The 12,696-nt window shown below is 42.4% G+C and carries 2 protein-coding genes; both read right to left on the bottom strand.

The features are described 5' to 3' along the window. Positions 1-121: 121 nt before the first annotated feature. On the bottom strand, positions 122-8,011 hold the full coding sequence (locus Q7657_RS06540) for a GEVED domain-containing protein (RefSeq protein WP_498827012.1): 7,890 nt from the start codon (positions 8,009-8,011) through the stop codon (positions 122-124). 244 nt (positions 8,012-8,255) lie between these two features. Then, the gene (locus Q7657_RS06545; protein WP_107167469.1) at positions 8,256-12,551 is read right to left on the bottom strand and encodes a GEVED domain-containing protein; all 4,296 of its coding nucleotides are present in this window, start codon (positions 12,549-12,551) and stop codon (positions 8,256-8,258) included. Positions 12,552-12,696 lie beyond the last annotated feature (145 nt).

The following is a 12,696-nucleotide window of genomic DNA, read 5'->3' on the forward strand; positions in this document are numbered from 1 at the left end:
TTGGTGGCCTAGAACTATTTTTAACTCAGCAATTTTTATTCCAAAAAACTCATGTATATATTCAATGAGATATTTAACAAACGAATCCTATTTTAATAATGATTTTATTATTGCATCGCAATTATTGAATAACGACAAGATATACTACCGTGCCCGACTCTCCTGCCGCCAAGTTCCCTGTCATTTCCCAGTGAATATTGCCTTGATAACCCGTTAAATTGGCACCATTAAGTACAGCATTACAGGTTAGTGATGCTGGAGTTGTACCATCGCTACATAACACAGGCTGTGCTAATTCAGTAAAATCAGGAGTAGCATCGAAGATTTTCACGTCTGATATAGCACCTGAACCAACATTAGAATAGGTAACAACATATTCTAAAACATCCCCCGGGCGGCCTTGGTTACTGGTGCTCACAGGACCGTTTTGGGTCACATTGCGTACCGTTTTCTCTAAGCGTAATTCCCCTGAACCACTGAATATCGCCCTGACAGTATCTTTATCCAACACAAGACGGGTAATGCCATGCCCTGTGCCCGTGGTATCAGCAAAGACCATGTTCGCTTCTATGTCATAGTGATAATGCGCATTTAAGGTCGCATTGGCCGGTACCGTCACTTTGCTCAGTAAACAAATCGTACTGTTGCCACTCACCGCTACCGGGTTCACCACTTGCGCTTCTACCCCATTTAATGTGCCATCACAATCCACATCGTGATACAACACGGTACTCCATGCGGTGTTTGTCGGTGACGTGCTTGGATTAATCACATTAAAGTTCACGTTACCTGCGGTGGCGGCGGTAAATTTATGCGGGAAGAACACCACACTACCCGGGGTCGCTTCACTGAAGTTATCGGGCTCCATCCGTGGCTCGCGCACTTTACCAAAATCTAAGCCAAAGATTTCATCCCCGGCACTGGCATTCACTGCCATTTGACTGTCTATCATACTGTTACTGCTCACTTGGGGGATCAAGGTAACATCCGCTTCACTGATATCGATCCAATCTGCTTGTTTCACCACATCCAGTAACAGGTTTTTACCGGAGAAATCCACCCCGATGATAAATTGATAAGTACCACCGCCTGAGGTGACCTCGGTCGCAATGATATCTCCGGTGGCATAGCCGGCTACCCCTGTATCATTAAAGGTCACGGTGACGGTAAAGTTACCTAAACCCACTTCACTGCCATCTTGAATGCCATCATGAGCGGCTGTTGCCCCACCCACACCGTTATCTTCAAACACTAAGCCGTTTAACACGATACGATTGAGCAGTTCAAACCAATGATCTTCCACTTCACCATCAGCAACGAGCCCCGATACACTGTCACAGGTATTTTGGGTCGAGCATAAACGCACCCGCATCACGGTATAACCGTTAAACCCTTCCGCACTGTTCGCATCGAGAATGACCGGAATATTATTGAGCCCAGGGGTGACCAACTCATCGTCAATTAAGAACTCATTCGGATCACTAAAGTCACCGTCATTGTTCAGATCCACCCAAATGTTCACGTAGCCCGTCCCCACGACTTGTATTGGGAGATTAGTAAAGGTTTCTACAATGATTTGTCCCGGTATTGATAAATCTTCATCATCTTGACCATTGGTATCATCCCCTGATGCATCTGCACTGAGCCACTGCCCAAATTCAGGATCCCAACGGCTACCTAACAACAGATCTGCTGTTCCATCTGTCGCGGCATCCCAGTATTGATGCCCCGCTTCACCATAGGTGGCGGCGGCATCACCGTAATCCGTCGAGTCATAACACCCTGCACCATCATTACCTTGTAAACTGCCTTGATCGGAGGCGGTAACGTATTCCACTTCCCCTGTCACCACGTTCACGCGATACACCACGGCACGATCATTTAAATCAATGGCGTTGTTGGTATCTGAGTCATGGTTACCACCATTGGTAATGGCATACAGGCTAATGCCGTTATCCATCACTAACGCCCCCGCTTGCAGTTTACCGCTAGTATCTACTGTTGGCTCTGCACCAAAGTAACTTAAGGTGTCACTGGTTACGGCCCCGGTGGAAAGGTTGATGGTGTATAAGGTGTCCCCTTCTAAATCGAGGAGATACCCGACACCTGTCATGCTGTTGATGGCTAAATCCGCACCGACATTAATTGGGCCACCGCCATATGAGCCACCGAGAGCGGCTATATCAATTAAGACGGTGGTGAAGGTTTGGGTTTCCACATCCACTTTCACGATCGAATCCCAAGTGGTGCGCCAAATGATCAGCTCGCTCCCATCCGAGGTCACATCCCCTGCAATTGGGGCACTTAATGTGACGGTTGGCCCTGCCGTTGAGGCGTAACCGGTATTACGCAATGAATCGCCTACCGCAAAGGTAAAGGTATCCCCGTCTTGCAAACGACGAATGGTACTCGGCGCGGCTGCTCGAATCTCCCCTAAATCAATGAAGCTGGTCCCAGTTTTATCGGTGACAAACAGGTGGTGGGTACTGTCCGCATGGGACATGTCGGTAAAGGTACCGTAAATCAAGCCATTGACGCGGTTAAAACCAATCGCATTGATATTGGCGATATTATTCTGGTTGGTGATCGCGATTGGATTCGTGATATCTGAGAAGGTAATCGGATTACTTGGCACATCGAGTGAGGTGTAAGTGTAATCCGTTGAGGCAATCGGTCTGATGGTTTGCATGATCAAGTCACACTGGTTATTGCCCACCAGATCTGAAATCAAGATACGGTAATCTTCCACTTCACCGTCATTGGCTCGCCCAACTGGACTATTACAGTCCACATCACTACAGAGACGAACACGTAAATAGGTATGCCCAACGATGGCCCCTGCGGGGATCAGCACACTGAAGTTATTGATTCCAATTGCCGCACTTGGCTGATTAATGATTTGCTCATCCGCATCGTCCCAATCACCATCTAAGTTGAAATCCATCCACGCATAGAGGCGTTGCCCTGTACTGGCTCGAGCGGCATCTTCTACCACGTTAATGGCAATATCAAAATTCTCACCAATCGTTGCAACAGTGAGTGCGGTCACCCCATCTTCATCATCAAGGTTATTATTGTCATCAGCACGAGAGAGGATATCTTGCAGATCCCCTAAATCTGCATCCCACAAGTTACCCAAACGCAAATCAATAAAGCCATTATCATCCGAATCAACTTGTACGTGGTGAGCCCCATCATTATCGTAAATGGTGGTGTAATCGTTAATGGCGGTGCCTGCGGTGGTATCTACCGCATCACCAAAGTCAGACCCTAAAACATCGGGAGCATTGGTGAAACACCCTTTTTGTAGGTTATAAGATTGCCCAGTACTGCCAGTAAACCCGAAACGTACCATGTTGTTACCAATGTCATTACGGATATTACGGGTAAATTGCCCCACCATGACCCCATCTAAATAATAGGTGAATTGGTTAGTGGTCGGCTCCCATTCAAATTGGGCTATGTGGTAACGACCATCTTCTAACTCATTGCCTGAGACTGCTGTTTCATCAACGAGTGTATTTGCTGCACTTGGATTATAAACATCACCGTTAAGGTAGACAGCCGTATGATCAATGAAGTTAGCCCCGTTAACAAAATCACTGGTTTCACCATAAATACTGTTATCAAAGGTATCAAATTCAACCACAATCGAAGGGGTGACAGCCTGTGTACCAAAAATATTATCCACCCCTAACGCACCACCAACATCACCGAAGGCATTTAAATCTCGCGGATCAGCAGATAACACAAAAGTCATGCCGTCAGCACCTTCTTCAAGCCCTGCGGGACATCCTGTATTACAATTACGATCACCAAGGTAAACAGCTAACTCTGCATACATGGTTTGGTTCAAATCAATATAACCTAGACTCCATAAATACCCAGCTTGCGCTTGTTGTGCTTCAGTAACAATATATTCACCATTAGCGGCAAGGTAAGCATCCCCCCCTTCATACACCACAGGTGCATCACACACATTCGGCTGTAGCGTGTTGGAAATAACCGGGGTCACCACGTCAGTGTCATCTTCGCCATTGCCAAACCCATTGTTCGGGGTGGAATCAATATCATTGATACTCGCTTGACTGATTTCAGCATTAATCGCAGGGGCTGTTAATGACTGCGGTGCTAAGCGGATCACCGCATAATCATTAAAACCAAACCCCACCGAACCAACATCTAATATGCCAGTGACCGGATCATACGTTGTAATCTCAGTCACCCCATCCCCGGCATAAGCTTTAACGAAACTGTAACCAGCTGGGATCGGTAAATAGACTTGGGTATTTAAAGCGAGCGTCGTGCCCATGTTTTCAACACTGAGCACCACATTAAACGGAATACCTAATGTGACATTGACGCCAGGATCAAGCGCTAATGTTAACGACAAGTCGCCCGGCGGCATTAGTGAGATAGGGTGATCTTCCACTTCCCCGTCACCTGAACTACCCGTGGCAAGATTACAGGTTTCACTGCTAGAACAAATCCGTAAACGGGCAAAACTATCAAAGATTTGCACATCCGCAGGGACGGTGAAATTCAAGGTACTGTTACCAGAGGCGGTCACGGCAACCGTGGCAGTTTCATCGTTACTGAACACCCCATCAAGGTCGAAATCAATCCAACCATAGAGGTTATCGTTACCCGATGTCACCACTGGGACGTTAAGAGCAACATTATCGCCCCCAGTTAAGACGGTGGTAATAGATGGCTGATTAAAACCATCTTCGTCATCAGGGGTTAAGCCATTAATATCATCTCCATTTGATGTTGCGGTTGGTTGACCATCATTTTCATTATCTGGGTTGTTAACGCCTAAATATGGCACACCAATGTCTGTTTGGTGGCGAGGACCATTATTTGTCAGATTTGTACTGTATGTATTCGGTGCATCACCAAAGTCTATCGGCACAGGAGCATAACGGCACCGTGCACCATCGTTACCGCTTGCTGGTTGACCATTAGTAAGAAAGGTTGCATTCACTAACGTTGCAGCTGGTGCTGATAAATTCGATAAATCAAATCGCCATAATGCACCATCATTGTTATTAGATGCATACATAAAGCCCATATTGTCAAAATACACAGCCCCTACTGCACTTGTCGTCAACATATTGGTTTGACCTACATTAGTAACAGCTGCACCATAAGTGTTGGTAGAAGTATTAATAGTTAAATCAAAACGATATAGAAGTTTATTACCTGTTACCCCCCACGCGGTTGAGGTATCAAGTGGGTGAATCGCAATATCTCCAAGAGATATATTAGTTTGAGCTGAGCGCCCTAAATATTGCCCATAAGTTTCAGAATTAGGATTCACATCAATAAAATAAAAACGTCTTCCATCACTACCACCAGAAACCAAAACAAGGATATCGTCATCCGTTACATCGCCAGCAGGAAAACTGATCCCATTAATCTCAGGCACATTTAAAATTAAAACTGGCTGATGCTGACTATCAAAAGCTACGATATCTGAATTAGTTGACCCACTATTCGCGTAAACCCCCCACAATAAATTTTGTGCAACACTATAACCAATACCATTGTATGTCGGAGAGTGTGTTGAACCTAATTGCGTTTCAGAAGCTGTTACTAAATTCACCTGATACAACTCTCGAGGTGAGTTTTTAGTTAAATATGCATTGGTATCACAAGTTGGGAATTGGTTACTTACTGAAATATCACCAAAATTCACATTAGTAATAACACCCGCTGTCACTGTGACTATATTGGGTGTTGATGATATATATGCAGCAGGATCACCAATGGTACCACCGCCGCTGGTGCCAGTAACAGGATCAACAATAGGTTGAGTCGGAGGACATGTTGGTGAGGCTATATTGGTTTCATTTATCGCTTCATAAACTTTATAAGTGCCTGCAGCACCTACGGTGATCGTGTAAGCCCCTGTGGTCGCATCAGCATTGGCGGCATAACACAAACCAGTTGTTGTGTTATATGCCACAACAGGCACCGTTACACCAACGCCCGTCTCTCCGCCATCTTTAACACCATTAGTGGCCGTACCACCACCTGTGCCATTATCATTAAAAACAAAACCTGAAATTTGAGGAGCAATTACTGTCAATAGGTAATCTTCTACCTCACCATCATTCACTACACCTGTTGTGGAATTACAGTCAATGTCTGAACAGACACGAACTCGAAGATAAGTATTACCTAACGTTGCTGTGGCAGGCACAGCAATAGGATAGTTTTGCGTGGCGGCAGAAGCTGCAGTATCTGCAATAACTTGTTCCCCCACATCATTCCAATCGCCATCTTGGTTCCAATCCGCCCAAGCATAAAGACGAAGACCTGTTGCTGTTGTCTCTGGGTCTCTCGTTATTGTCACGGATATATTAGTATTCCCCCCACGAATAAAACTATCCGTCCACGTTACGCCATCTTCATCATCTAAATTATTAAGATCATCTGCATTCGCATTAACATTTTGTAAACTTCCATCATCGTCATCCCACAAAAGGCCAAGGACAATATCATTCACTGTGTCTGAGTCTGAGTCATAAAAACTATGACCTGCACCATTATCACTCGATAACGTTTGATAGTTTCCTACTCCCGTTCCGGCAGCTGTATCTGGCGCATCGCCATAGTCATTGACACTTGCACTTAAAATAGCCTCCTCTAACGTACTAAATAATAAGCGAACCGAATGTTCTGTTGCACTGTTAACAACGCCCAAGTCCCATTGCACACCAATCCCATTATCGGTTCCTGTATTAGTGTCTAATGTGTTATCTAACTGAAATGGTGCACTGCTGAAATTTGTATTGATCATTGTGCTATACGGGCCTGAAAAATATCGGTCCCATGCACGATCTAATTCAAAATACCCCATAAATTGATCGGTTGGAGAGTAGTTTTTTACTACACCAACAATGGTATATGGTGGGCTCCCCGGTTGGTATGTTCCGTCAACATAAGGAATAGTAAATGCTGCACCTTGGTCACCACCATTTAAATAAGTATCAAAACCTTGCGCTAAAGCAATATTCGACGTATTTGAATTATCAGCAGATTCTAAACAATAACTTTGGTCAAAATAATCTTCACCATTAACATAAGTCACTTGGGTAATGATTTTAATGTCATTGCTATCATAAACATTGTTATTATTGCGATCCCAATATCGTGATGACCATACACTAAAAGGATCGGCTTCGGTCCCTGTACCTGTAACAGCACTCATAAGAAAATCTTTATAATTACAGTATTCTCCTGATACTCCATCTGTCACATGCATATAAGGGAATGTAGCACCACATGAATAAGAATTTTGCTGATATGATTGTCTTTGGTTATTTTTAAAAACCCCATTACCACCAGCAGCAATATGGTGAATGGTTAATGGAGAGCCACTGATCGTTGCATATTGGGTATTCGTAAAGGTTGATGCGCCAGCCAAACCGGATGTATCACAATCACCAGCAGCTAATACACCTGTATAAGATGTGTATTGTGGTAAAGGTGTAAACGTAATATCTTTCTTACCAAAAGAAAGCTCTAATTCCCAATCACCACCGAGATCTGAGGATCCCGTTTTATTCGATGATGCCAGTACTGTAACATTGGATATTTGAGAAAATTGATTCAGTAACTCAATCCCTTCATCTGTTTCACCTAAGTCACAAGCCAGTAAGTTAATAATACCAGTTTGACCAAGCTGTGAACCTAAGTCTTCCAGCTGTGATTGATAGCGACTGATATTATCTAACGTAATAATATCGTTACCTATTTTTATTTCACCAGATACACCATGAGAGAAGATATCAATGGTTGTTATTTTTTTATTATTAAGCTGACTAATGAGATCATCTAGCCCATTGAAATGAACATGAGGAATATTAAGTGTATTAAATGACGATTCTTCAGCTAATTGGCGATCAACAAACACCATCCGATCAACCAAATGATTTTCTTTATTGATATAGCTAAAGAAAGAGCATATAAAAATGATAAAAATAGCAATAAACTTATACATATCACCCCCTCACGACCGCATAAAAGTGATAATGCATAAATTACACCAATAAAAAACACATTAATTTTCAATAACTAAAAAATATGTAATATCATTATTAAGACTAACAGCATCTTGCAATGCAAAAAAAATCCCCTTATAAAAAGGAGATTTTTTTACTTTTAAAAGAGACCCCGAGTAACTTTGATATATACCCAAGTGACTTCAATATGCCTGATTCAGAGCGAAATCACTTGGGTATATGTTATTTAACTTTAACTTGATAACTAATATAACCGCTTTCACCAGAAGCCAATACATTACCTAAATGCCACTCTATACCACCATCATAACCAATAGTATTCGTGCCACTAGGTGTAATTATAGAATCACAAGTCAGTGTCCCAGGTAATAAAACTGCAGGGGTTGTACACACTATTACACTGGATAGCTCAGTATGATCAGGAACAACATCATAAATAACCAAATCCGTTATATCACCTAAACCATTATTTTTAAAATAAACGCGATATTCTAAAACATCATTTGGTTTTGCCGTATTACTGGTTGATTCAGCACTTGCATCTGTAATATTGGCTACAGATTTTTCAATTTCTAAATCCCCTGCACCGTTATAACTGACTTTGATGGTATCAGTATCTGATAGCTGTCGAGTAATAGGAGAAGTACTAAAGGTAACGTCAGCTTGTAAATCATAAGTACTAATCGCATTAATTGGTGTATTCGCTGGCATCATAGATTTAACAATGAGACATATTTCGGGTGAAGAATCGGCATCCATATTAAATGGAGCAACAACGGCAATGTCTGCTGGCATATCTAATACACCGTTACAGCTCATATCTTGATAAAGAATATGACTCCAGCTAAATCCTGTCGGTGCAGCTTGCGCATTCACTAAACTAAACGTCACCGTACCTGATGTATTAATAATAAATTTATGGCGTAAGAAAACAGGTAATCCAACCAGTGCATCGACAGAATTATCAGGCTCTAATAATGGCTCCTGTATTTTACCAAAGTCTAAGTTATCTAAAATATCGCCTGCCGTTGCATTGATTGACATTTCACCATCAAGTAATGAGGTATTTGTTACTTTACCAACTAAACCTAGTGCAGGATCAGTAACATCACTTTCTGAAATATCGATCCAAGCCGCCTGTGATACCACAATGAGTTTGATATCTTTTTCTGATATATCAACTGGAATCACCAGCGTGAAACTCCCATCACCAGAAGTAATCGTGCGGTTAATTTCTTGCCCAGGGTTAAAACCAGGTATTGCCGTGTCATCATAAATAGCTTTAACAATAAAGCCGTGTAATCCACGTTCACTACCCGCTTGAATACCATTATGTGCTGTTGTTGCGCCTTTTCCATTATCTTCAAACACTTTCCCGTTAAGAGTAATATCCATATCAACAGGGACATTCGCACTGAATTCTGAGGTATCTTGCAACGCCCCCAATCCACCGGTTGTTACACGATAAGCAATAACAGTAATTTCGTCACCGTTAACCAGTCCAGGGACAGCCGTTACATCAGTTAAGTTCGAGCCAACAACACCAGTAATGCTATATAGATAAGTCTCCCCCTCACCAGCTGCTTTGGTGTCACTCCCTGTATCACCTGTGCCTGCATTGACTTTATAAACTTCAAAGACAAATTCACCAGTACCACACACACTGCCCGTTACCGTTAAGTTTGTGCCATCATAAACGGCACTATCAATTTCAGGGCGTGCCAAATTATTATTGGCACCAGCCCCAGAGCTGTTATTACATACATCGTTATTTAGTGTGACACCGTCACCAGTAGCGCCATTTTGTAAATCAATCGAATTTGAGTCGTTATTACTAAAGCTATTTTTAGTAATTAAATACCCTCTTACATTAGTATTACCGTCAATTGATACCCCTGAACCACCATTATTATGGAGTACATTACATGAGATCACGGAGTGTCGACCACTTTGATAATGAATCGCATCCCCACCAGCATTTTGAATATCATTACTTGTAATGGTTTGGTTCAAATCAACCGCAGACGTCAGACTTTGATTAATACCGTCCCCCGTCGCTTCTCGTAATAAGTTACCTTGAATATTTAAGTAACTTGGTGCGCCTCGGGCAATAACCACATTATGGTATGGTGTCGCTGCTGTTGACGTCGTTCCTAATAATTGATTGTGGATCACTTGCCAATTAATCACATTGGTTTGTGAGGTTAAGTTATTAAATGAAATGTTATTATGGGCTGTTTTAATGGCGTTATTACGAATAATGCCGCTATCCCCCGTTAAAGCGCTATTCCCCGCATTGGAAACAGCAATACCTGCACACCCTAGCGATGTACCACAACCTTGATCACCAATCACATCCTCATTCCCCGCAGGATCAATACCGATAAGGTTATTTTCAATTAAGGTGTCGGTAATATTAGCCGTGTTTACATTAATACCGAGCGAGCCCCCCGTCAGTGATAAATTTTTCACTGTCGTATTATCAGCACTAATAGTGAGCAACTCCGCATTATAAGCACTAGCATTGGTTGCCATATCAATTTGCAATTCGGGTTTGGCTAATGGCGGAATGGTTTCAGGAGTACAATCAATACTACTGCCTACCGTTTGTGATGCGGAATAATTACCAGTATTAGAATCCACCACCGTTATTCCATCGGTGTAGCTATATGCGGTACCGTCTATCGTGGTATTCGCACCATTAGCTCCTGTGATCGCAGTCAGTGACGAACTCGGTGAAATTATCCACCAATCACCGCTTGGATCACTATCATTAGCAGGTACAGCAGGTACAAAACGCATTTCGTTAGCACCCGCAATGGTATTAGCGTTAGTAATAAATTGACTTAACGACCCTTGTGCAGTGTTATTTAGGTTAGTAACAACGTTATAAGAAAATCCAAAATCTAAATTATTCACCGCCTGTGACATACCCGAAAATTCAATTCGTGTAATGTGTTCACGTAAAGAAAGATTACCCGTCCCATTATTGGTGGCACGATCACCATCCCAACCACCAAAACATGAACCTGTTGTATTGATTGGCGTTGCATCAGCGACACCGTCACCATTTGCATCACAATAACCGGTAGCAAAAGTGCCATTTAAATTATCAGTCACCGCTGTAGTATAAGTTTGATCAGCGATTGCGCTGCCTGTAGTTGGCGGATTAGGAGACACAAAATAGGTGACACCAGGAATCTGTAAGAAAGAATAATAACCATTAGTATCTGTTGTTGTGGTGTAGGTTGGGCTACCATCAGCAGCATTAGGAATACCATCACCATCATCGGTATAAACATAAACACTCACACCGCTAACAGGGAGCTGATCGGTCATATCACTATCACCGTTCACATCATCATAAACATGCCCGGTAATATCGACACAACCAACACAGGTCATGTAATCTTCAATTTCCCCTGCATTGTTTAATGCCCCTAATGAACGAGTATCTTCATCGCTTCCTGTTGCTGTGGTAGTAATTAACGTCGAACTAATACGAACACGGGAAAAGTAATAACCATTAGCGGTCAGATCGGCAAGCGAATTCCACGTCAGTGTCTGTGTTACGTTATTCGTTCCCGTTGGTACAATGAATGCACCGCCCGGTCCTGTCCCATTGGTAATTAATTCATCGACATCAAAAGTACCGCTGTTATCAAAGTCAAACCATGCATATAAATACGCATCAGAGCCCGATGTATTGGTTGCATCTGCGGTAATAGAATACGTGGTATCAACAAAACGAACACTAGGGTAAGTCACACCATCTTCGTCATCCCCAGCAACACCATAGAAAGTACTGCTTGCTGTATTGTCATCGGCTGTCGCATCGGCATTCTGGAAACCACTATCATCATCATCGGGAATATTCACACCAAGATAAACCGTATATTCACTTTTTAGCGCTCGGTGTGACGGACCGTTGTCCCCTTGGCGGGTACGATAGTTACCTGCACCTACCCCATTTGAAGCATCAGGTGCATCACCGTAATCTTGCAAATAGGGTTCGAAATACACATCCATTTGTCCCCATGCTTCCCCCCCACCACCAACACGAACATCAGCAGCCACGGTGAATGTTGTACCAAGAGGAATCACATCTCTATTAGGTGTTCGCTGCCAATTAGATCCCGTTTCACAGTTTCCTCCACTATTGTGTCCACCGTTAACTTGTTCTGTAATGCCATTAGGAAAATAAAAGGTTGCCCTATCATCGGCATTTAAGGTTCTAATCGTCCCTTTTTGAACAACTACATCCCCCATAAAAAAAGTGGAAGAACCACTATATGTTGCACATCCTCCTCCTGCATTTAAATAGTTATCGCCATTTTTACCTGCAAAAACACGCATACAATAATATTTTCCAACGGCTGGACAGTTTTGAAAAACACCATCAGAGAAACCAGTATTATTAACAACACGAGGCTGCTCGGCGTGGACATTGAAACTTATAAAGTAAATACAAAGTGCTTTTATAAATAATTTATAAAAGAAGAGGATTTGTTTATTCATCTACCTCATCCTTATGAAAAGGCAATAACTATAAATTAATATCGTGCTTATAAAGTGTCGTTTATTTTTACTGTTTCATTTATTAGAAAATAGAAGTTGATACTAAAGACTCATTAATATCTATTTAATTAATTGAAATAGACAA

The organism is Candidatus Photobacterium acropomis (assembly GCF_030685555.1).
Lineage (GTDB): Bacteria > Pseudomonadota > Gammaproteobacteria > Enterobacterales > Vibrionaceae > Photobacterium > Photobacterium lucens.